Origin of the sequence: Chryseobacterium sp. JUb7, assembly GCF_024806495.1 — a bacterium.
In the GTDB taxonomy this organism is placed as follows: Bacteria; Bacteroidota; Bacteroidia; order Flavobacteriales; family Weeksellaceae; genus Chryseobacterium.
Window position 1 is genome coordinate 75,119 of the sequence record NZ_JANUFF010000015.1, and the last position, 19,559, is coordinate 94,677.

The window sequence follows — 19,559 nt, forward strand, 5'->3', positions numbered from 1 at the left end:
TGTGAAATTGATGATGGACAATTTGAAAATGAGTTAATTTGAAATTTGGTGGAGAAAATTTTTAACGATATTTTTGTGTATACTCAATAACCTATGGCAAAAATTATCATCAACCGATCTTCAGAATTCGCTAATTATATACGATCTATCGATATTTATCTTGGAAATAAAAAGATAGGAGAAATAAAAAACGGTGAATCCAAAGAATTTGACGTAAAACCCGGAAAACATTCGCTGGTAGCGAAGATTGACTGGTGCAGCTCTAATTTTATAGATTTGGATATTCATTCTGACCAGGAGATTGTGAGGTTTAATTTAAATGGAAGAAATCCTTTTTTCTCCCTTTATTATGTCACATTCGGGAAAAATCAGTATTTAAAATTAGAATCGATTAAATAACGGCCATGAAATTGGAAACCGAACGATTGCTGCTAAAAGATATCAACGAAAGCCATGTTGAAGATATTCTTCGAATCCGAAGTAATGAGGTAGTCAATCAGTTTGTGAAAAGAAATTCACCGAAAAATAATTATGATGCGCTTCAGTTTATTTTAACGATTAAAAACAGAACCCAAAATAACGAAACTTTTTATTGGGGAATTTCTTTAAAGGACCATCCGAATCTTATCGGCACCATTTGTCTATGGAAATTTTCTGAAGACCGTAAGGTTGCTGAGGTCGGATACGAATTATTACCTGACTATCACCGAAAGGGTATCATGTCCGAAGCATTGAAAGCTGTTGTAAATTTTGCTTTTAATGAGTTACATCTGCATGAAATTCTGGCAATGACCAATACATTCAATGAAAATTCAAAAGGCCTTCTCTTAAAGCATGATTTTATTTTGGAAGAAAGCATAAAAGATGAGGGTTTTCCTGATAATCTGGTTTTTAGCCTTAAGAAATAATATTCAGTGTTGTGTTTCCGAACGGAAAATCTGAATTTCTATTTTAATCATTAAATTTGCTCATAAATTTTTGATGCTTTGTTTTCTTCAGAATAAAACAATCTGGCGCAAAAATTGAATTTTCAAATTAACTTATCTCAAATTTTCAAATTGAAATTTATGACCTGGACAGAAATACTAGCCCCTATAAAAAGCACACCCTATTTTACCAATCTTTGGGAAAAAGTGAAACAGGAATATGCCACTACAAAAGTTTTTCCGCCAAAAAATCAGATTTTCAGAGCGTTGGAAATCACACCTTTCGATAATGTGGAAGTGGTAATTATCGGACAGGATCCTTATCATAATGATTTTCAGGCTAATGGTTTGTGTTTTTCTGTTTCCGAACAGGTTGCGGCACCACCTTCGCTTAAAAATATTTTTACTGAACTAAAAGATGATCTGGGAGTGGTAAGAACTTCAAAAGAACTGGATGATTGGGGAAAACAGGGCGTTTTATTGTTAAATGCGACTCTGACAGTTCGTGCACATACTCCGAATTCTCACAAAGATCTGGGCTGGGAGACATTTACTAACTATATCATTAAAGAAATTTCAGATAAAAAAGAAAATGTCGTTTTTGTATTGTGGGGTGCCTTTGCACAAAAAAAAGCCGAACTCATCGATCCGGCTAAGCATTTTATTTTAAAGTCTGCGCATCCGTCGCCATTTTCTGTATACAGAGGTTTTTATGGAAGCAAGCCTTTTTCAAAAATTAATGAATATCTGGTTTCAAAAGGAAAGAAACCTATTTCGTGGTAGGATTTCCTTTTTTAATTATAATTCCTATTTTATATTTTCCGGCTAAAGCTTTTGCGCCATCCTGAGATTCCGGATAAGGGGTCACTTCAGCCAGTGAAACAGTATATCCGTTGAACTGGGAAGATTGGTAATGCTTTCTTCCTTCATTTTCTTCGGTGGCAAGATTTAAAACCATAGGTCTGGTTGCTAGTCCCATCACTTCAACCTGTGCAATGGCAACGCCTGCCCAGATACAGTTCACGCCTTTCGGACAGCGGCTGTCTTCGGAAATACCTTTAAAGGTGACATTCATTTCATATTCCTTCAGAAATTTATTCTCACCTTCGTTAAGATAAATGATGTTGCCTTCTTTATTCATGGAAGAATCTTTAGCAGGGTTTGCAGCTGACGTTTTCATCCCTTTTTGGGCATTGCAGTTAGCTAATGTCAATAGCCCCAAACTCAGTATGATGGATTTATAAATCATGATTTGTTTTTTTTAAATAATATTAAGCATATCCAATACTACTACCAAAAACATTGCCACGCCTACGACAAAGCTGAAACCTGTTCCGTAAATAAATCCGATAAAAGCTCCTTTTGTAGATTTTAAAGCCTTATTCATGTCTTTGCTGTCATGTAATAATTCTCCAATGAATACGCCTGCAAACATTCCGATCAGAAAACCTAGGGGAATAGGTAAAAACATTCCAATGATCATCCCAACTACCGATCCGATGCTTCCCCAACGGGTCCCACCGTATTTTTGATTGGTTTTTGCCGGAATTACATAGCTCAGCACAGCTGAAATCACAGTTAATATTCCGAAAGCCCATACATAAATCATCGGCAGATCGGCATCAGTTCCAAATTTATAGATTAATAATCCACAGATGCTCAGTAATAAACCTGGCAGAATGGGAAGAAATGTGCCCAGAATTCCTAGAAATAATAATACAAGACAAAGAATGTTAATTAATGCAGTATCCATTTTTTTAATTATATAGGCAAGATAAAAAAAAGTGGCCTTACAAAAAGCCACTTTATCGTTGAAGTTTAAAATTTATTATAAGTTTAAGATAACATACTGCAGAATGACACCCGCGTTTCCGATGTTTCCTGAAGCGTGATTGTGGAAGGTTGTGTAATAAATATACCCACTGTTTGAAGATCCTGAGCAAGGTCCTACTGTAGCGCCCAATGCAACCAGATAAGGAACTAATACCTGCGGAACTGAAATACTGATCTGAATATTTCCCGGTAGAGTAATACAAACCGTTGTAAATGTCGTGTTGGGTGCATTTCCTATCGGAGTATTCGAAATACCCGTTGCTGTAAAATGATTGGTTCTGATCATTAAAGCATCATTTGTTGAAGTTTCTTTAACCAAAACCTCCCAATACGTTGGGTCATAATTAATTATTTTTTGCCATACGCCCAAATCATAGTCAATACTAAGTGTGTTGAATCCCAAAGCTGCAGAAAGTCCTGCATTGTTTACCGTAGCACCTACCACACCTGAGTTTCCGATATTTTTAGAGCATAATTTGGTATCAGGAACAAATCCTCCGGCAAGCGAACAGTTACTGGTGTTGTTTGTACCACCCACTAAATAGGAAACATCCCAGTCGGAAGCATAAATACTCCCTCCATTAGCTACAAAGGTTGCCAGATTGGTATCAATGGCGGCATAAAGTGCCGTATTTGAGTAATTGGTTCTGGAGCCACAGTTAAGGAAAATAATATCATACTGTGAAATGGTTGTCAGATTGCCAAGATCAGTAGTGGTGATCTCAGTAGCTGTATAGCCTAAGGTCTGAATAATATCTTCGATTTTATCAAAGGCACCTTTTACATAAGCAATTTTTGCCACCTGATTCAGCTTGGTCTGGCTGATATCAAGATTTAAATTTTCACTATCTTTTACATTAGCGGTGATTTCAGTACGGAAATTACTGCCATCACCTGTTTGAATATGGATGGTATGATTTCCGACCGGAGCTTCCAAACTAAAGTTTCCATCTGCGTCTGATGTCGTGTAATAGATCTTATACTTATCATCAAAAGTAAAAACTGAAGCTCCGCCAATAGGCTTGGTTCCGTTTTGTGACATTACTTTTCCGGTAAGCTTTCCGGTTTTTGTAACTGCAGGTCCTGTATTTTCAGAAACTGGTACGGAATCATCTCCGCTGGTACAATTGAGTAATAGTGTGAATATACACAACAAAATAAGGAAGTAGTGTTTTCTCATATCTAATTGGTTTTGATTTGTTTAGTTTTAATCAAATTTATAAAATAATTAAATATAAAATCATAAATCATTGTTTAATTTTTAAATAATTCATAGATATTGCTTATTGTTAGCGAATTTTTTATTTATTAATCGTGCTTGTGAAAGATTTCATATTTTTAAAATGATCATTAAAAATTTTAATTAAATACTAAATATAAAATGGTTTTGGGATGAAAATTGATGGATAAGTTTTAATTAAAATCAACCTTAAAATTCCTAAATTTGCTGTAATGAATGACCAGATACAAGAAACCAAAAATTTTTTGCAGGAGCTGAGTGAGCGACTCTACATTTATATCAGTAGTGTATCGCCGCCCGGACTGGATTGGATTTTCCATATCATTGTAAAATTATTTTTACTTTGCGCGATATTTTTAGTGATTGATTTTGTCTTCAAGTTTGTTATCAATTATATTTTTCGTTTTTTTCATAATGAAAATAAATATCCGGTCATAAGATCTATTTATCAGTCTAAAATCACGAATTCTCTTGCGCATTTCGCTGCATTGGCGATCGTGGGAACGATGCACAGTTCGATATTTCCGATCACAGCCCTCCCAAAAACAACGATTTTTATCATCCGATGTGTTAATTTAGGGTTGGTGCTTATTCTAGCCGGAATGCTTTACAGATCACTGACGGCTTTTAGAAATTATTTTGTGATCAAACAGGATTTCTATAAAATAATGGCATTGAATGCAATCTCTGAAACTGTAAAAATTTTAGGGATTTTTATATTCTCATTGGTTGGGATCTGTGTGATATTTGGGATTAAAGGGACTACTATTGTTGGAAGTCTTGGGGCGATAACAGCAGTACTGGTCTTGGTTTTCAGGGATACGATCCTGGGATTTGTGACGGGTATTCATGTGGCGACTTCAAAAAGTTTAAAAGTAGGAGATTGGGTGAGTATTCCGAAATACAGTATTGAAGGTAATATTGCAGATATCAGTCTTTTGACAACCAAAATCAATAATTTTGATAAAACAATTTCTACGATTCCTACCTATGACTTGCTGACTACGGAGATTAAAAATCTGCAGGTGATGTCGGAATCCAATACCAGAAGAATTAAAAAATCAATTTATTTTAATATCAATTCATTTAAGTTTTTAACAGAAGAGGAAATTGAGCGCCTGAAAGAGATTAACCTTATTTCAGACTATCTTCAGGGAAAAAGTGATGAGCTGAAAAAAGAAAAAGAAAACATTGAGCACAGTGATAAAATAATTAATGGGAGACAGCTTACAAATATCGGTGTCTTCAGATATTATGCTCAGAAATATATAGAAAATGATCCTGATATCGACCAGGAAGGTGCCATGATGGTTCGTCAACTGGATATTACGCCTCAGGGACTGCCTTTGGAAATCTATTGTTTTACCAATGATTCAAGATGGGCGCATTTTGAGCAGATTCAGGCAGATATTTTTGACCATTTGCTGGTTGCTTCAAAAGAATTTGATCTGCAGGTAATGCAGGTGAGTGTAAAAGTGTAATAAGAGAAATTAGAAGTTAGATGTTAGAATTTAGTTTTAAAATCTAATTTTTTCAGTTAAAATAAAATTAATAGAAATTAGAATTAAGGGTTAAATTTTACATAATCATGTAGACTGACTTCTAAAATCTAATTTCTAATATCTAAATAAAAAAATGACAAAACTTAGTGTAAACATTAATAAAATTGCAACGATAAGAAATGCAAGAGGTGGCGAAACGCCAAGTGTAACGGAAGCGGCAATTAAAATTCAGGAATTCGGAGGACAGGGAATTACGATTCACCCGAGACCTGATGAGAGACATATTACAAGAAAAGATGTTTATGATCTGAAACCTTTGGTGACCACAGAATTTAATATCGAAGGAAATCCCCACCGTCCTTTTATTGATATGGTGTTGGAGGTTAAACCGGAGCAGGTAACATTGGTTCCCGATGCTGATGATGCCATCACTTCAAACGCAGGCTGGGATACAAAAAAACATCTGGATTTTCTTACGGACATCATTGCGGAATTTAAAAATGCGGGAATCCGTACTTCAATTTTCTTAGATCCGAATCCGGAATTGGTAGAATATGCTGCTAAAACAGGAACAGACAGGATCGAACTGTACACAGAGGCTTATGCTAAGAATTATTTAATCAATAAAGAGCAGGCAATAAAACCTTACTATGATACAGCAGTTGTTGCTGCCGAATTTGGTCTGGGGATAAATGCAGGACATGATTTAAGCTTGGAAAACCTGAAATATTTTGCAGATGGAATTCCTAATCTACTCGAAGTTTCCATAGGTCATGCCTTGGTTTCAGAAGCTTTATATATGGGATTGGAAAATACAGTACAGGCTTATTTGAAGAGACTGGCAAAATGGTAAAAATAGAAACCAGAGGTTAGAAATTAGAAGTTACTATTGTGATGTATCAACTAATTTCTAGTTTCTAACCTCTAACATCTTATAAAATTATGGAAATTTTACATTCAAAAATATTTGGCGAAAATTTATCGTCTACACCGCTTTTAGTATTTCACGGTTTGTTTGGAATGCTTGACAACTGGGGAAGTTTCGGGAAGGACCTCGGAGAATTGTTACCGGTTCATTTAATTGATTTGAGGAATCATGGAAGAAGTTTTCATTCCGAAGATATGTCGCATGACGACCTTGCTGATGATATTGCCAACTATATGAATCATTACGGGATTGAAAAAGCTCATATTCTCGGACATTCTCTAGGAGGAAAAGCTGTGATGCAGTTTGCTATAAAATACCCGGAGAAGGTTGACAAGCTGATTGTTGTGGATATTTCACCAAAAGCATATCCGCCTCATCATCAGGGAATTATTAAAGCTCTCGAAAGTGTGGATTTCAATACGGTAAATTCAAGAAGTGAAGTGGAAGCGGTATTGAGCCAGTATATTCCTGAGAGGTCTACCATTCAGTTTTTGGTAAAAAACCTGTATTGGGATGATGATAAAAAGCTAAAATGGAGATTTAATCTGAAAACGTTATCGGAAAAATACACCGAATTTGTTTCTAATGCGATAAAATTTGGCGTTTTTGATGGTGATACTTTATTCATTGCCGGAGGAAATTCTAATTATATCCTTCCACAGGATGAATTTGCGATTAAGCAACAGTTTCCGAAGGAAAAAATTGTTACCATCAAAAATGCAGGCCATTGGGTTCAGGCAGAAAATCCGGTTGATTTTGCGAAAGTTGTGAAGGAGTTTTTGGGATTGGATTAAATTGATTCTCTGGTAGTTCTATTTTAGTTAAAATTTTCTTAAAAAGGTGATTTATTTTTATCTGTATCTTAATTTTTGTATTTTAGTTTAATCAAATTGCTAAAAATATTAACTTATGAAACAGAAAAACTCAAAAAAACCTTTCTTTGCTTCATTTTTAGAGAAACAAATTCGTGATCCGGAAAAAGTGAAAGGAGGATTGGAAACAACAGCAGCTCTTGAAGATTCTGTCACCAATGCTTTAAAAGATAATGTAACTTCTGTCATTCATGATAATGTTACACGTCCAGGCGGAGATCATGTAACCGCAAAATATCCTTCTGACGGTGATGAGGATGGCGTTAAGCTTTAATGTAAACTAATCCCTTAATCGGAAACCATGAATAAAAAAAACTCAAAAAAACCTTTTTTCGCTTCGTTTCTTGAGAAACAAGTGAAAGAGCCTGAAACAATTACAGGAGGTACAGGATCACTTACTTCTGCACTTCAGGATAATGCTACAACACAGCTTAGAGATTCTGTTACTTCTGCGCTGCAGGATCAGTTGACAAAGCCGGGGCTTGATAACGTGACGAGCAAATATCCGTCGGACAGCGATGAAATCGGAGAAATTATTTAAACTAAACCTATCACATTCAAATTTATATTCCTATGGAAAACAAGAATTCAAAAAAACAACCATTCTTTGCATCATTTCTTGAGAAACAATTGAAAGATCCTCAAAAAGTAAAAGGAGGTACAGATATTACAATTCCTGAAAGAGATGTAATTACAAAACCTGCATTGGATACCGTTACAAAACCTCAGTACGATATGGCTCAGACGCAGAAATATCCATCTGATGGAGATGATGACGTTCAGTCTGTATAAAAGATGAGTTGTTTATATCAATGAACATATTAACAAATTCATATTTAAAAGGAAACTTAGCATTTAAGTTTCCTTTTTTAATAAAATGTAGCAAATGATTCTCTGTATTACGCATTCAAACGACTTTTATAATATTGATCTGTTTTTTGAATATCTTACTTCTAAAAATATTCCTTATTTCAGGCTCAATTCAGATCATCTCAACAATCTTCAGAAAATAAATATTAATGAAGATTCATTTGAACTGACTGATGAATCCGGAGCAAGCATCAGTTCAAAAGATATTAAGGCAGTCTGGCACAGAAAATCCTGGGGAATTGCAGTTCCTGAAGAGCTGGATGAAGAATATGAGAAAATATTTCTGAAAGAATACGGAAGTCTGCGTTATAACCTTTTTACCGTATTGGAAGATCTTCCCTGGATCAACCCTTTTGGAAAAGAAGCAAAAATTGACGGAAATAAAATGTTCCAGCTTAAAATAGCTCAAAAACATAACCTCCATATTCCCAAAACTCTTTTTTCTAATGATGAAGAGAAAATATTAACTTTCTTCCGCGAATATTGTCATGGAAAAGCTGTGGCAAAGCTACATGGAGCCATCAAAAAATCGATGAATGGAGAAAATTTTCTTTCAACAACGATTATTGAGGAAGAGAACCTTGAGCATCTTGCCGATATTGCTTATTGTCCCATGATTTTTCAGCCTTATATTGAAAAAGAATATGAGCTCAGAATCGTTTATGTGGATGGTGAATTTTTTACCGGAAAAATTAATAACAGCGAAAATGCAGATTGGAGAGTCAATCATGAAAGTTTCTTTTGGTCTGTTTACGAGTTGCCGGAAGATATTAAATACAATTTGACCTCCATGATGAATGAGATGGGTCTTTATCTGGGAGCGATCGATATGATTAAAGGCAGAGACGGAAATTATCATTTTCTGGAAGTAAATCCGCAGGGAGAATGGGGAATGCTGCAAAAAGACCTGAATTTCCCTATTGCACAAAAAATAGCTGATTATCTTATTAAAAGAATACAATAACCAATGAACAAAATTTTAATAATTACCCACACAGGAGATAACTTTTCAATCCAAAAAGTAACAGAATACATCGAAAAAAATAATTGTGAAGTAGTCCGCTTCGATGTAGATCTTTATCCTTTACAAAATAAATTATCAACGATTTTTGAAGACGGTCAGTGGATCAGTGTTCTGGAAACTGCTGATAAAAAACATCGTCTTGATGATATCGCTGCCGTATGGTACAGAAGAGCTTACAATATCGGGGATGGTCTGAAGGAAGAGCTTGATTCCAAATTCTACGGTGCAGCGATGGGAGAGATCCGTAATACACTTTTCGGGTTTTTAGAATCTATTGATGTTTATTCTTTAGGAAAACCAAGTGTTTACAGAAGACTGGACAGTAAAGAGGAACAATTGAAAATTGCCGATAAAATAGGATTTAAAGTTCCTGAAACCTGCCTGACCAATAATCCTGATCATGCGAGACAGTTTATCATTAAACATCAGAATGTAGTGGCAAAAATGCAAACCGGATTTGCCATTTATGAAGACGGAATTGAAAGTGTCGTATTTACGAATGTGGTTAAAGAAGATAGATTAGAAGAAATTGATTCTCTTTTATATTGTCCGATGCAGTTTCAGAAAATGATTCAGAAGAAAAAAGAACTTCGCGTGACGGTAGTTGGCCGCGATGTGTATGCTTTTGAAATTGATTCCCAGCAGTTTGAAGATGCTAAGGTAGACTGGCGGAAAGACGGAGTCAATTTAATTGATAAATGGCAGCCGACAGAGCTTCCGAAAGATATTGAAGAAAAAGTACTGGAGCTTTTAGATGTTTATAATGTTGATTACGGAGCTCTGGATATTATTGTTTCCCCTGAAGACGAATATTTTTTCATTGAAATCAATGCTGCAGGTGAGTTTTTCTGGCTGGACAATCTTACAGAAGGAAACCTCATTTCAAAAAGTATTGCCGATGTTCTATGTGATAAGGCACCGAGAAGAAATAATATGATTTTAGTGTAAAATAATAGCATTCAATCACTAAATAATAACTGAGCGGGCTTTAGCCCGCTTTTAACCTCTCTGAAATTCAATGGCTTCAGCCAAAACTTATATTATCAGGTATAAAGGGAATTAAATAACAAATTAAGATGAGATTCTCCTTTAAAAATCGCAAATTTGCAGATGCTATTTTCGAGTAATTTTTTTCATGAAAATGAAGAATTGCCGGATAGAAAATATTATCATATTTTAGTCAATAATCAAGCAGAAATATAATTTGATGGTTTTTGTAACGGGTGCCACCGGAATTTTGGGCAGAGTAATTGTTTTGGAGCTTCTTAAAAAGGGCAAAAAAGTACGTGCTGCCAAAAGACCTGCAAGTAATGTAAACGAAGTAAGACATTCCTATACATTTTATACGGAAAATCCAGATGATTTTTTTAATAAAATTGAATGGGTAAATGTAGATTTTGATGATATTCATTCTTTGCAGGATGCTTTGAAAGGAGTCGATGAAGTATATCATTGTGCTGCAAAAGTAGGGTTCAATCCTAAAGATGATAAAGAAATGTACCATACCAATGTAAAAGGTACCGAAAATTTATTATTTGCCTGTGAGGGTTCTGAGGTTAAAAAATTTCTTCATGTCAGCAGTATTGCAGTTCTGGATCTTTTTAATGAAAAAGGGGAATTAGACGAAAGTTCAGATTTTAATCCGAAAGAAGAACACTCTGCTTATGCGATCTCAAAACATCTTTCTGAAATGGAGGTATGGAGAGCCTCTGCAGAAGGTTTGAACACAGTCATTGTAAATCCAGGAATGATCATAGGTAGTGGAAACTGGGGCCAGAGCAGTGGTGATATTTTTCCGACTTTTGAAAAAAACGGATTTACATTTTCCGGAGGAACAAGCTACGCAGATGTAAGAGATGTCGCCAAAATTTCCATAGAGCTGATGGAAAAAAATATCTTTGGTGAACGTTTTATTATTATTTCGGAAAATGAAAAATATGCAGAGTTGGCGAAACAGATCAGACCGAAATTAGGATTAAAAGAAGCGAAAGTTCTCACAAAATTTCAGCTAAATGCCGGAAGATGGGCCAATATCCTTTTTGGATGGCTGATTCCTCCGTTAAGAATGATCACAAAAACCAATATAGAAGCCATTTCATCACTCAATATTATTTCCAATCAAAAAATTAAAGATAGGATTGATTATCAGTTCATTCCTGTTTCAGAAAGTATTGATTTTCATCTCAAAAATTATATTAACGACAAAAAGCTGAAGAAATGAATCTTGCAGAGGCAATTATTAATAAAAATATAGAAAAACATCCTGTAAAATCTGCAATAGGCTTTAAAAAGAAAGAAGAAGCCTGGAAAGAGATCAGCTGGAAAAAGTTCGGTGAAATTGTTTTTAAAACAGCCAATGCACTGAAAGAAGCAGGAATTCAGGAAAATGACCATGTCGCTATCTATTCGGATAACTCTTCTGAATGGGTGATTTTTGATATGGCTTCGATGTCTGTCGGAGCGATTACTGTTCCTATTTATTCAACCAATAATGGAGAGCAGGCAGAATATATCATCAGCGATTCTCAGGCTAAAGCTATTTTAGTAGGTAATCAGGCACAATACGATGCCTGCCTTGAGATTCTGCAAAAAGAAAACAGCAGCCTTGAGTTGATTATTGTTTCTAAAAAAGCAGTCTGGATCAAGAAAGAGTTTAATAGTTTTTATCTTGAAGATTTTATTTCAAAAACTCCTTCAACATTTGAAATCTGCAAAAAAGAATATGAGGATGTGGCGACCCTTATTTATACCTCAGGAACTACAGGAACACCAAAAGGGGTAATGCTTACTCATGGAAATTTTATCAAAGCTTTTGATGCTCATTTCGAGTTTTTTAAGTTTAAAAATTTTGAAGAAGAGTTGTCATTGGCATTTTTACCGTTAAGCCATGTTTTTGAAAGAAGCTGGAGCTTATTGTGTCTGTATGGAGGAGCAAGAGTCTATTTTCTGGAAGACCCGAAAAATATAGCAAAAGCACTGGAAGAGGTTAAGCCAACGACCATGTGCGCTGTACCAAGATTTTTTCAGAAAGTCTATGCCGGAGTTCTTGAAAAGGCTGAAGAAGGCTCATCACTGAAGAAAAAAATATTTGACTGGGCTTTGGCGACAGGCTGGCAGACCGCAGAATTAAGAAGAAATGAACAACCAATTCCTTTTGGTTTAAAAATAAAAGAATCTATTGCTGATACCTTGGTTTTCAGCAAAATAAAAGAAAGAATGGGCGGGCGACTTTGGTTTCTGCCATGTGGGGGAGCTTCTCTGTCTCCGGAAGTTACCAGGTTCTTCGAGTCAGTAGGAATTCATGTGACTGTAGGATATGGTTTAACAGAAACTACGGCCACACTGACGCTTTTTCCGTTAACCCATTTTGAGCATGGTACAAGTGGGAAACCCCTGCCAGGGGTAGAAATCCGAATCGGAGAAAGTGACGAAATTCAGGCAAGAGGAAACGGAATTATGAAAGGCTATTATCAAAAGCCTGAAGAAACTCAAAAAGTTTTCACTGAAGATGGCTGGTTTAAAACTGGAGATGCTGGAAAAATTGATGATAAAGGAAATCTGATCATCACAGACCGATTGAAAGATCTGATGAAAACTTCCAATGGAAAATACATCGCTCCGCAGCAGATTGAAAATCTTTTGACAAATAATAATTTTATCCAGCAAATCGTTCTGATTGCAGAAGGAAAGCAGTTTGTTTCGGCATTGATTGTTCCTAATTTTGAGTTTTTGGAAGATTTTATCAAAAAGAATAATATTCCGTTTACGAATTGGGCCGAGATCGTAAAAAATGAAAAAGTACACGATTTTTATAAGGAGAAGATTAAGGAATTACAACACCATTTATCAGACTTTGAGAAGGTGAAAAAATTCACTTTAATGCCTGCCGAATTTGATATCAATACAGGTGAAATCACTCCAACGCTGAAAGTGAAAAGGAATGTGGTTCTTAAAAAGTACGCTGATATTATTGAGAAAATGTATTAGCAGCTATGAGTTTGGCGTATGAACAAATTGTAAATTATGTAGTATCTTTAGGATTAATTTAAAGTAAGATTCTTAAATTCCACTTCTGAATTATGGTTGACATTTTTACCGTCAAAATTCAGGATGACAAATGAATATTAAAAAAATTATGACAACACAAGAATTTCTAGGACAGGAAGATTTCAATATTAATAGCAAAACAGTTTCAGAAAGCTGTCCGTCAAATATCGCCCTGATCAAATATTGGGGTAAATATGACAACCAGATTCCGGCAAATCCAAGTATCAGTTATACATTAAGTCATTGTAAAACAAATACAACAATGGAGTTTATAGCAAATGAGCCATTTTCTGTTCAAACTTTTTTGTCAGGAAATGAAGAAGTGAAGTTTGCTGAAAAAATAGAAAAATATTTCAACAGTATTGAACAATATCTTCCGTGGATTTTACAGGGAAAATATATCATTAATACTGAAAATACATTTCCTCACAGTTCCGGAATTGCAAGTTCAGCATCCGGTTTCGGAGCAATTGCAAAATGTCTGATGAGCCTTGATGAGTCTTTTTCGGGAAAAAAATCCGATGAAGAATCGTTAAAAAAAGCCTCTTTTTTAGCAAGGTTGGGAAGTGGAAGTGCATGTAGAAGTCTTTATAACGGATTAGTGGTTTGGGGGCAATCTCAGGTAAGAGAAAGCTCAGATTTATTTGCAGTGAAATATCCTGATGATGAAATTCATGAGATTTTCAAAGATTTTAATGACTGGGTTTTATTGATTCATGAAGGCGAGAAAAGTGTTTCGTCAACGGTAGGTCATGGTTTGATGAAAACAAATCCGTATGCAGAAAGAAGATTTCAGGAGGCGAGAGATAATTTCGAACCGATGATTGAAATTCTGAAAAGCGGCGATTTGCAGGCGTTTATAAAATTAGTGGAACATGAAGCACTTACTCTTCATGCAATGATGATGATGAGTGATCCTGCTTTTATTTTAATGAAAACGGGAACTCTGGAAGTAATTAATAAAATCTGGGACTTCAGAAAAGAAACCGGCTTGCCTTTATTCTTTACGTTGGATGCCGGGGCAAACGTTCATCTTTTATTCCCAAATGACGGTTCTGAAGAAACTGTAAAATCTTTTATTCAGGCAGAATTACTGCAGCATACACAAAATAATGGAGTTGTGAAGGATGTAATGAAGTTTTAATAGTAGATATAAAATGCATATATAAAAAACGGACTGAAAAGTCCGTTTTTTTAGTTTAATTTGACGAAGTTATGTAGAAATATCAATCTTCAGTAACCACTGCATCGCGGTCTCCGTCTTCTTTTTTACCCTCCTGAATCATCTCTTCAGCCTGAGCTTTTTCCTCGTTTGTGGCATGATCTATTCTTTCTTCCTGCTCTTCATTTTGATGATCGATAAAGAATTCGCAATACACAGGAAGGTGATCCGATCCGAAATTTTCCAGTGTTTTAAGATCTTTAATAAATATATCTTCACTATGGAACATTAAATCAATCGGAAATCTTAAAAGTCTGTATTTTGCGTGAAAAGTAGAGACGAAAGAATGTCCGATTCTGGGGTCTATCAAATGACTGGTTTTTCTGAAAAGAATAGACGATTTGGACCATGCAACATTATTAAAATCACCAACCACAATGACAGGATCTGATATTTTTCTTACCTGCTTTGCTGTGCTGAGCAGATCTCCATCTCTTTCTTTGGATGTTTCTTCTTCCGTTGGGCTCGGCGGTGGTGGATGAACGGCAAAAAAAACAAATTTGAAGCCTTCTTCAGTCTCCAGATGAGCCTCGATGGTTGGAATATCATCAGCGACAAAAAAATGTGTTTTTGAGCTCTGGATTTCAATTTTAGAATAAAAGTGCATTCCGTAAGTATTTTCCAGAGTGACTTTATGATGATAAGGATATTCTTTTTCGAGAGGACGCAACGCTTGTTCCCAGTCGGCATTGCTTTCCATTGTAAGGAAAATATCTGGTTGATTGTTTTCGATCAGATTAATAAATCTCTGATATTCCCTGTTGAATTGGTAAACATTGGCCGAAATAAAATTCAGCTTCTCCGAAGACTGAGCTCCCTGGGTATATTTTTTTACCGGATAAAGAGGAGTGTATTTTATAAGGATTATTGCATGGTGAATAAAAAGGAGGATTAAAAGTGCCTGATAATACCAGAAACCTTTTGGAGAATCTGCAAAAAAACCGAATAGGAAAGTGAAAACTATAAAATAAGTAATTTGTATTTTACCAAACTCGGGAACACGAAATATCCAGTGAGGATTTTGAATTTTTGGGAGTATCGTTAAAATCAGTAACAATACGGTTAAAATCAGATAAGCTGTCCACATAAATATTGAATAAGCGTATAAAATTAAACCATTTATCCAGATATCCGAAGAATTGTTTTTTAAACTTTGTTCATCGATCTTATTTTTGAAACTTATTTTTCCTTATTTTTATTCAATAAGATTAATTAATATCATATGAATAAAATAATTATTGCAGGACTGCTTTTTTCAGGTCTATGCTCTGCGCAGTTATCTTCGAAAGAAGAAGTTCAGAAGCCTATTGAAGATTTGTTTCTGGGTATGAAAAATGCAGATCCTAAGTTGGTAGGTTCTGTATTTACAGATACTGCTATTATCCAGACGGTTGCAAAAGACGGCAGCGTTAAAACTGAGAATGTTAAAGATTTTATAGCTTCTATATCAAAAGTAACCAAAAACGAGCTTGATGAGAAAATAACAGTAGGCTCTATTAATATAGATGGTAATCTGGCGAGTATTTTTACCCCTTATCAGTTTTATTTAAAAGAAAAATTTACCCATTGCGGAGCCAATAGTTTCCAACTGGTTAAACAAAATAATACCTGGAAAATACAATATCTTATTGATACCAGAAGAAAAGAAAATTGTGAAAATTAATTATGAAAATTCATCATATAGCGATCATTTGTTCAGATTACGAAATCTCTAAAATATTTTATACCGACATTTTGGGGTTGAATATCATCCGTGAAGTATATCGTGAGGAAAGACAGTCCTATAAACTGGATCTTGCCATCGGAGATCATTATGTCATTGAACTGTTTTCATTTCCCGATCCTCCGGCAAGACCGTCCCGGCCGGAATCATGTGGATTAAGACATCTTGCTTTTTCTGTTGAAAATGTAAGTGATAAACGTCAGGAATTAATTCAGAAAGGGCTGACCTGTGAGGAAATAAGAATCGACGAGTTTACGGGAAAAGAATTTTTCTTTACCCAGGATCCCGATCAGCTTCCGTTAGAATTTTATGAAATATAAATTAGTGCGCGTAACCTGTAAAGAAACTTACCGCCATAATTGCTAAAACAATAGAAGAAATGACTACATATACGTAGTCTTTTTCTTTTAGATAGCCTATCAGTGCAAAAATAATTCTCATCAGGGGCGTAAAGATCAAAAGAAGAATACCTAATTGAATAATGGCCATTCCTTCACCTTTACAAAGAGAATCCCAAAATTGTCCCCATACTTTTTCTGAAGAAGTTCCCATGTTGAGGGAAGTGTATTTTTTCGGCATTTTAAAACCCTCCAGAAACAGTTTGATAAAACCAATCAGTGAAGTGGCAACAGATAAAATAACTCCTAATCTCAGAAGGTTTCCTACCGAGCGGTTCAGATCTACATCCGTGAAATTCTTTTTCATTATCTGAAGCTTTTATTAATACCGTTATACATCATGTAAATCGACAGAATGGTGATGACAATAGCAAAGAATGTTTTCAGTTTTTTTGTCTTGGAAACCATTAATGTTTTAGATCCTATAAAACTTCCTACAACCACTCCGATAAGTACAGGAGCTACAATTACAGGAACGATTTCTCCTCTCTGAAAATAAATCAGTGAGCTGGCTACTGCCGTCACTCCGATCATAAAATTACTTGTTGTCGTAGAAACTTTGAAAGGAAGTCTCATCATATTGTCCATCGCCAAAACTTTTAATGCTCCGGAACCGATTCCTAAAAGTCCGGACATTGCTCCTGCAAACATCATCATTAAAAATCCGGGAATAGTATTTTTGGCCGAATAACTTTTTATAACTCCTTTATCAGGAAAAGTTCCGTAAAGTTTCAGCTTATCTTCTAAACTTCCTTTTATTACCGGTTCCTGATGGTCAGGCTTGCCTTTAAGATTTAAAATAACAGTCAGAAGAAGTATGCTGGCGAAAATGATTCCAATGGTATTTGGATTAAGCATTCCGGAAACCAGAGCTCCGATAATGGCTCCTGATGTGGTAGCGATTTCCAGGAACATTCCGATCCTCATATTGGTAAAACCTTCCTTCACAAAGGCAACTGCCGCTCCCGAAGAAGTTCCGATTACAGAAATAAGAGAAGCACCGATTGCATAATGCATAGGAACACCGAAACCCAGTGTTAATAAAGGAATAATGATAACCCCTCCTCCTAAACCCGTAAGCGAACCAAGAAGTCCCGCCGAAATTGCTCCAAGGAAGAGAATAATGATTTCTGACATGCTACAAATATAAAACTATTGTCGTAGTCTGCCAAACGTTTATAAAAAGATAAATTTGACGTATTTTTGCAGTATGGAAAATGAACTGAAATTATTCTATATTATCCTTGGTGCAACGCCTAAAGGACGAAATATTGAGCAACATGATGTGTTTTTCGGAATTGCAGAAAGCCTGAAAGACCTCGTTCCGGATATGAAAGATTTTTGGAAAGAAGCAGATGGAAAGATTCACCTGGATTGCTATCAGGAGGTGAAATTTGCTGACGGATATGAAGTGAAGATCATTGAAAAAACAGATCAGGCATCGGAAAATCAACTGTTTTTTGTAAACCTTGGTGGTTATAAAAGAGGATATTTTGAAGAGTTTCACGAACAGCATCTTATGGTGGGAGCATCTATGGGGGATATTGTGAAAAAAGCGAAAACTACCGATTTCTATAAAACGATGGGGTTTGAAGGCGCCGTAAGCCATATTGATGATAAACATGGAGTGGACATTGATGATATTTTCAATGTGAGCGATATTCTTCCTGCAAAAATGAAAGAAAAATATTCAATTATCCTGACTAAATCTGATGCAGAAAATCAGGAAAATCCTATGGGATTGGGGTATTTGAAAATTGATAAAATTCAATAAAACTGAAGTTAATTGAAACGATAGTTTTAAATCTGAAAATTAAATCTAATAGAAAAAATAAAAAGAAAAAATGAAAATAGGAATTTTAGGTGGAGGACAGCTTGGAAGAATGCTGATTCAGGAAGCGTTGAAATACGATGATGAATTTTATACGCTGGATCCGGCTTCTGATGCGCCTTGCCACAATATTTCTTACTTTACACAAGGAAGTTTTAATGATTACGAAACGGTTCTGAATTTCGGGAAGGATAAAGATGTCGTGACGATCGAAATCGAACACGTGAATGCAGATGCTCTTGCCGAACTTGAGAATCAGGGAGTAAAAGTAGTGCCTAATGCTGCTATTATTAAGACGATTCAGCAAAAAATCCTTCAAAAAGAATTTTATAAAAATCATGATATCCCAAGTCCGGAATTTGAAGTGATGGACGGAAGTTCCGATGAGATCAACATGCCGTTGCCTTTTGTACAGAAAATGAATACCGGTGGATACGACGGAAAAGGAGTACAGGTGATCCGTACGGCTGAAGATATGAAAAATCTGTGGATACAGGATTCTGTGATTGAAAGTCTTGTAGATATTGATAAAGAACTTTCTGTCATCGTTGCCAGAAATGAAAACGGAGAAACAAAAACGTTTCCTGTGACCGAGATGGTTGCTGATCCGAAACTGAATTTATTGGATTTTAATATCTGTCCGGTATTTTTGGATGAAGATATTGAAGAGCAGATTGATTCTATTACAGAAAAATTCCTGAATGCTATTAATTCTCCGGGACTTTTTGCGATCGAATTATTTTTAGATAAAGAAGGAAAAGTATGGGTCAACGAAACAGCTCCGAGACTTCATAATTCGGGACACCAAAGTCAGGAAGGAAATGCCAATTCACAGTTTGAGCAGATGTACAGAGTGGTAAAAAATCTTCCTTTGGCAGATACAGATGCTATTATTTATAGCGGAATGCTGAATCTGGTTGGAGCAGAAGGCTTTTCAGGAAAGGTAGTTTATGAAGGTATGGATGATGTTCTAAGGCTGCCGGAAACCTATATTCATCTGTATGGAAAAACAGAAACCAAGCCCGGAAGAAAAATGGGTCACATCAATGTACTGGCAGATTCCCGAGAGGAACTGATGGAAAAGCTGGTGATGGTAAAAGGAATGGTGCGTGTAATTGCAGAATAATTTTTACTGATTCTTAA

Annotated in this window: 24 protein-coding genes; 18 read left to right on the plus strand and 6 right to left on the minus strand. The window is 35.5% G+C overall.

Annotation, left to right across the window (positions count from 1 at the left end):
- Positions 1-93: 93 nt before the first annotated feature.
- The 3 genes from M2373_RS20330 to M2373_RS20340 all read left to right on the plus strand — a co-directional run bounded on the left by M2373_RS20330 (position 94) and on the right by M2373_RS20340 (position 1,709).
- Positions 94-399, plus strand: a complete 306-nt coding sequence (locus M2373_RS20330; RefSeq protein ID WP_259113094.1) for a hypothetical protein — start codon at positions 94-96, stop codon at positions 397-399.
- Positions 400-404: 5 nt separating this feature from the next.
- Positions 405-908 carry a GNAT family N-acetyltransferase gene (locus M2373_RS20335; protein WP_259113095.1) on the plus strand — a complete coding sequence of 168 codons (504 nt, stop codon included), beginning with the start codon at positions 405-407 and terminating at the stop codon, positions 906-908.
- 159 nt (positions 909-1,067) lie between these two features.
- Positions 1,068-1,709, plus strand: a complete 642-nt coding sequence (locus M2373_RS20340) for a uracil-DNA glycosylase (RefSeq protein ID WP_259113096.1) — start codon at positions 1,068-1,070, stop codon at positions 1,707-1,709.
- Here M2373_RS20340 and M2373_RS20345 read toward each other — a convergent pair.
- From M2373_RS20345 to M2373_RS20355, 3 genes are all read right to left on the minus strand, one after another.
- Entirely contained in the window at positions 1,696-2,175 is a 480-nt protein-coding gene (locus tag M2373_RS20345) for a hypothetical protein (protein ID WP_259113097.1), read from the minus strand. The two genes, M2373_RS20340 and M2373_RS20345, sit on opposite strands and share 14 nt — an antisense overlap.
- 12 nt (positions 2,176-2,187) lie before the next feature.
- A complete protein-coding gene (locus M2373_RS20350) occupies positions 2,188-2,679 on the minus strand; it encodes a DUF456 domain-containing protein (protein ID WP_259113098.1) in 492 nt (163 codons plus the stop codon).
- A gap of 75 nt (positions 2,680-2,754) precedes the next feature.
- Positions 2,755-3,939 (minus strand): carboxypeptidase-like regulatory domain-containing protein, encoded by a 1,185-nt coding sequence (locus tag M2373_RS20355; protein ID WP_259113099.1) that lies wholly within the window; start codon positions 3,937-3,939, stop codon positions 2,755-2,757.
- 272 nt (positions 3,940-4,211) lie between these two features.
- Between M2373_RS20355 and M2373_RS20360 the strand changes: the two genes are divergently transcribed.
- The 11 genes from M2373_RS20360 to M2373_RS20410 all read left to right on the plus strand — a co-directional run bounded on the left by M2373_RS20360 (position 4,212) and on the right by M2373_RS20410 (position 14,386).
- On the plus strand, positions 4,212-5,480 hold the full coding sequence (locus M2373_RS20360; RefSeq protein ID WP_259113100.1) for a mechanosensitive ion channel family protein: 1,269 nt from the start codon (positions 4,212-4,214) through the stop codon (positions 5,478-5,480).
- 154 nt (positions 5,481-5,634) lie between these two features.
- Positions 5,635-6,354, plus strand: coding sequence for a pyridoxine 5'-phosphate synthase (locus M2373_RS20365; protein ID WP_259113101.1), 720 nt, complete (start codon positions 5,635-5,637; stop codon positions 6,352-6,354).
- Positions 6,355-6,443: 89 nt separating this feature from the next.
- On the plus strand, positions 6,444-7,223 hold the full coding sequence (locus tag M2373_RS20370) for an alpha/beta fold hydrolase (protein WP_259113102.1): 780 nt from the start codon (positions 6,444-6,446) through the stop codon (positions 7,221-7,223).
- A 115-nt stretch (positions 7,224-7,338) separates the two neighbouring features.
- Positions 7,339-7,575: a microviridin/marinostatin family tricyclic proteinase inhibitor gene (locus M2373_RS20375; protein ID WP_259113103.1), complete on the plus strand. Its 237-nt coding sequence runs from the start codon at positions 7,339-7,341 to the stop codon at positions 7,573-7,575.
- A 27-nt stretch (positions 7,576-7,602) separates the two neighbouring features.
- Complete coding sequence (locus M2373_RS20380) at positions 7,603-7,842, plus strand: microviridin/marinostatin family tricyclic proteinase inhibitor (protein WP_259113104.1); 240 nt, start codon at positions 7,603-7,605, stop codon at positions 7,840-7,842.
- A gap of 32 nt (positions 7,843-7,874) precedes the next feature.
- Entirely contained in the window at positions 7,875-8,093 is a 219-nt protein-coding gene (locus tag M2373_RS20385) for a microviridin/marinostatin family tricyclic proteinase inhibitor (protein ID WP_259113105.1), read from the plus strand.
- A gap of 94 nt (positions 8,094-8,187) precedes the next feature.
- Positions 8,188-9,135 (plus strand): MvdC/MvdD family ATP grasp protein, encoded by a 948-nt coding sequence (locus tag M2373_RS20390; RefSeq protein WP_259113106.1) that lies wholly within the window; start codon positions 8,188-8,190, stop codon positions 9,133-9,135.
- Positions 9,136-9,138: 3 nt separating this feature from the next.
- Complete coding sequence (locus tag M2373_RS20395; RefSeq protein WP_259113107.1) at positions 9,139-10,143, plus strand: MvdD family ATP-grasp ribosomal peptide maturase; 1,005 nt, start codon at positions 9,139-9,141, stop codon at positions 10,141-10,143.
- A 259-nt stretch (positions 10,144-10,402) separates the two neighbouring features.
- Positions 10,403-11,416 (plus strand): NAD-dependent epimerase/dehydratase family protein, encoded by a 1,014-nt coding sequence (locus tag M2373_RS20400; RefSeq protein ID WP_259113108.1) that lies wholly within the window; start codon positions 10,403-10,405, stop codon positions 11,414-11,416.
- Entirely contained in the window at positions 11,413-13,182 is a 1,770-nt protein-coding gene (locus M2373_RS20405) for a long-chain fatty acid--CoA ligase (RefSeq protein ID WP_259113109.1), read from the plus strand. The genes M2373_RS20400 and M2373_RS20405 overlap by 4 nt, the downstream gene beginning before the upstream one ends.
- 148 nt (positions 13,183-13,330) lie before the next feature.
- Entirely contained in the window at positions 13,331-14,386 is a 1,056-nt protein-coding gene (locus tag M2373_RS20410) for a diphosphomevalonate/mevalonate 3,5-bisphosphate decarboxylase family protein (RefSeq protein ID WP_259113110.1), read from the plus strand.
- A gap of 82 nt (positions 14,387-14,468) precedes the next feature.
- On the opposite strand, the gene M2373_RS20415 is transcribed toward M2373_RS20410, so the two are convergent.
- On the minus strand, positions 14,469-15,551 hold the full coding sequence (locus M2373_RS20415) for an endonuclease/exonuclease/phosphatase family protein (RefSeq protein ID WP_259113111.1): 1,083 nt from the start codon (positions 15,549-15,551) through the stop codon (positions 14,469-14,471).
- Between the two features lie 135 nt (positions 15,552-15,686).
- On the opposite strand from M2373_RS20415, the gene M2373_RS20420 reads away from it, so the two are divergent.
- A complete protein-coding gene (locus M2373_RS20420; protein ID WP_259113112.1) occupies positions 15,687-16,127 on the plus strand; it encodes a nuclear transport factor 2 family protein in 441 nt (146 codons plus the stop codon).
- Positions 16,128-16,129: 2 nt separating this feature from the next.
- The gene (locus M2373_RS20425; protein WP_259113113.1) at positions 16,130-16,507 is read left to right on the plus strand and encodes a VOC family protein; all 378 of its coding nucleotides are present in this window, start codon (positions 16,130-16,132) and stop codon (positions 16,505-16,507) included.
- Position 16,508: 1 nt separating this feature from the next.
- On the opposite strand, the gene M2373_RS20430 is transcribed toward M2373_RS20425, so the two are convergent.
- Both M2373_RS20430 and M2373_RS20435 read right to left on the minus strand, forming a co-directional pair.
- Entirely contained in the window at positions 16,509-16,892 is a 384-nt protein-coding gene (locus M2373_RS20430; RefSeq protein WP_259113114.1) for a DUF1634 domain-containing protein, read from the minus strand.
- Entirely contained in the window at positions 16,892-17,722 is an 831-nt protein-coding gene (locus tag M2373_RS20435) for a sulfite exporter TauE/SafE family protein (RefSeq protein WP_259113115.1), read from the minus strand. Before M2373_RS20435 ends, M2373_RS20430 begins: the two co-directional genes overlap by 1 nt.
- 73 nt (positions 17,723-17,795) lie before the next feature.
- On the opposite strand from M2373_RS20435, the gene M2373_RS20440 reads away from it, so the two are divergent.
- Positions 17,796-18,359 (plus strand): DUF1543 domain-containing protein, encoded by a 564-nt coding sequence (locus M2373_RS20440; protein ID WP_259113116.1) that lies wholly within the window; start codon positions 17,796-17,798, stop codon positions 18,357-18,359.
- A gap of 70 nt (positions 18,360-18,429) precedes the next feature.
- Positions 18,430-19,542 carry a 5-(carboxyamino)imidazole ribonucleotide synthase gene (locus M2373_RS20445; RefSeq protein ID WP_259113117.1) on the plus strand — a complete coding sequence of 371 codons (1,113 nt, stop codon included), beginning with the start codon at positions 18,430-18,432 and terminating at the stop codon, positions 19,540-19,542.
- Positions 19,543-19,559 lie beyond the last annotated feature (17 nt).

What these genes read in the sequence shown, in the direction of transcription:
- M2373_RS20410 (WP_259113110.1), top strand. Translation starts at nt 13,331, where the DNA reads ATGACAACACAAGAATTTCTAGGACAGGAAGATTTCAATATTAATAGC.
- M2373_RS20435 (WP_259113115.1), bottom strand. Translation starts at nt 17,722, where the DNA reads ATGTCAGAAATCATTATTCTCTTCCTTGGAGCAATTTCGGCGGGACTT.
- M2373_RS20365 (WP_259113101.1), top strand. Translation starts at nt 5,635, where the DNA reads ATGACAAAACTTAGTGTAAACATTAATAAAATTGCAACGATAAGAAAT.
- M2373_RS20430 (WP_259113114.1), bottom strand. Translation starts at nt 16,892, where the DNA reads ATGAAAAAGAATTTCACGGATGTAGATCTGAACCGCTCGGTAGGAAAC.
- M2373_RS20330 (WP_259113094.1), top strand. Translation starts at nt 94, where the DNA reads ATGGCAAAAATTATCATCAACCGATCTTCAGAATTCGCTAATTATATA.
- M2373_RS20380 (WP_259113104.1), top strand. Translation starts at nt 7,603, where the DNA reads ATGAATAAAAAAAACTCAAAAAAACCTTTTTTCGCTTCGTTTCTTGAG.
- M2373_RS20425 (WP_259113113.1), top strand. Translation starts at nt 16,130, where the DNA reads ATGAAAATTCATCATATAGCGATCATTTGTTCAGATTACGAAATCTCT.
- M2373_RS20370 (WP_259113102.1), top strand. Translation starts at nt 6,444, where the DNA reads ATGGAAATTTTACATTCAAAAATATTTGGCGAAAATTTATCGTCTACA.
- M2373_RS20360 (WP_259113100.1), top strand. Translation starts at nt 4,212, where the DNA reads ATGAATGACCAGATACAAGAAACCAAAAATTTTTTGCAGGAGCTGAGT.
- M2373_RS20445 (WP_259113117.1), top strand. Translation starts at nt 18,430, where the DNA reads ATGAAAATAGGAATTTTAGGTGGAGGACAGCTTGGAAGAATGCTGATT.
- M2373_RS20415 (WP_259113111.1), bottom strand. Translation starts at nt 15,551, where the DNA reads ATGTGGACAGCTTATCTGATTTTAACCGTATTGTTACTGATTTTAACG.
- M2373_RS20340 (WP_259113096.1), top strand. Translation starts at nt 1,068, where the DNA reads ATGACCTGGACAGAAATACTAGCCCCTATAAAAAGCACACCCTATTTT.
- M2373_RS20335 (WP_259113095.1), top strand. Translation starts at nt 405, where the DNA reads ATGAAATTGGAAACCGAACGATTGCTGCTAAAAGATATCAACGAAAGC.
- M2373_RS20440 (WP_259113116.1), top strand. Translation starts at nt 17,796, where the DNA reads ATGGAAAATGAACTGAAATTATTCTATATTATCCTTGGTGCAACGCCT.
- M2373_RS20385 (WP_259113105.1), top strand. Translation starts at nt 7,875, where the DNA reads ATGGAAAACAAGAATTCAAAAAAACAACCATTCTTTGCATCATTTCTT.
- M2373_RS20345 (WP_259113097.1), bottom strand. Translation starts at nt 2,175, where the DNA reads ATGATTTATAAATCCATCATACTGAGTTTGGGGCTATTGACATTAGCT.
- M2373_RS20395 (WP_259113107.1), top strand. Translation starts at nt 9,139, where the DNA reads ATGAACAAAATTTTAATAATTACCCACACAGGAGATAACTTTTCAATC.
- M2373_RS20400 (WP_259113108.1), top strand. Translation starts at nt 10,403, where the DNA reads ATGGTTTTTGTAACGGGTGCCACCGGAATTTTGGGCAGAGTAATTGTT.
- M2373_RS20390 (WP_259113106.1), top strand. Translation starts at nt 8,188, where the DNA reads ATGATTCTCTGTATTACGCATTCAAACGACTTTTATAATATTGATCTG.
- M2373_RS20420 (WP_259113112.1), top strand. Translation starts at nt 15,687, where the DNA reads ATGAATAAAATAATTATTGCAGGACTGCTTTTTTCAGGTCTATGCTCT.
- M2373_RS20350 (WP_259113098.1), bottom strand. Translation starts at nt 2,679, where the DNA reads ATGGATACTGCATTAATTAACATTCTTTGTCTTGTATTATTATTTCTA.
- M2373_RS20405 (WP_259113109.1), top strand. Translation starts at nt 11,413, where the DNA reads ATGAATCTTGCAGAGGCAATTATTAATAAAAATATAGAAAAACATCCT.
- M2373_RS20355 (WP_259113099.1), bottom strand. Translation starts at nt 3,939, where the DNA reads ATGAGAAAACACTACTTCCTTATTTTGTTGTGTATATTCACACTATTA.
- M2373_RS20375 (WP_259113103.1), top strand. Translation starts at nt 7,339, where the DNA reads ATGAAACAGAAAAACTCAAAAAAACCTTTCTTTGCTTCATTTTTAGAG.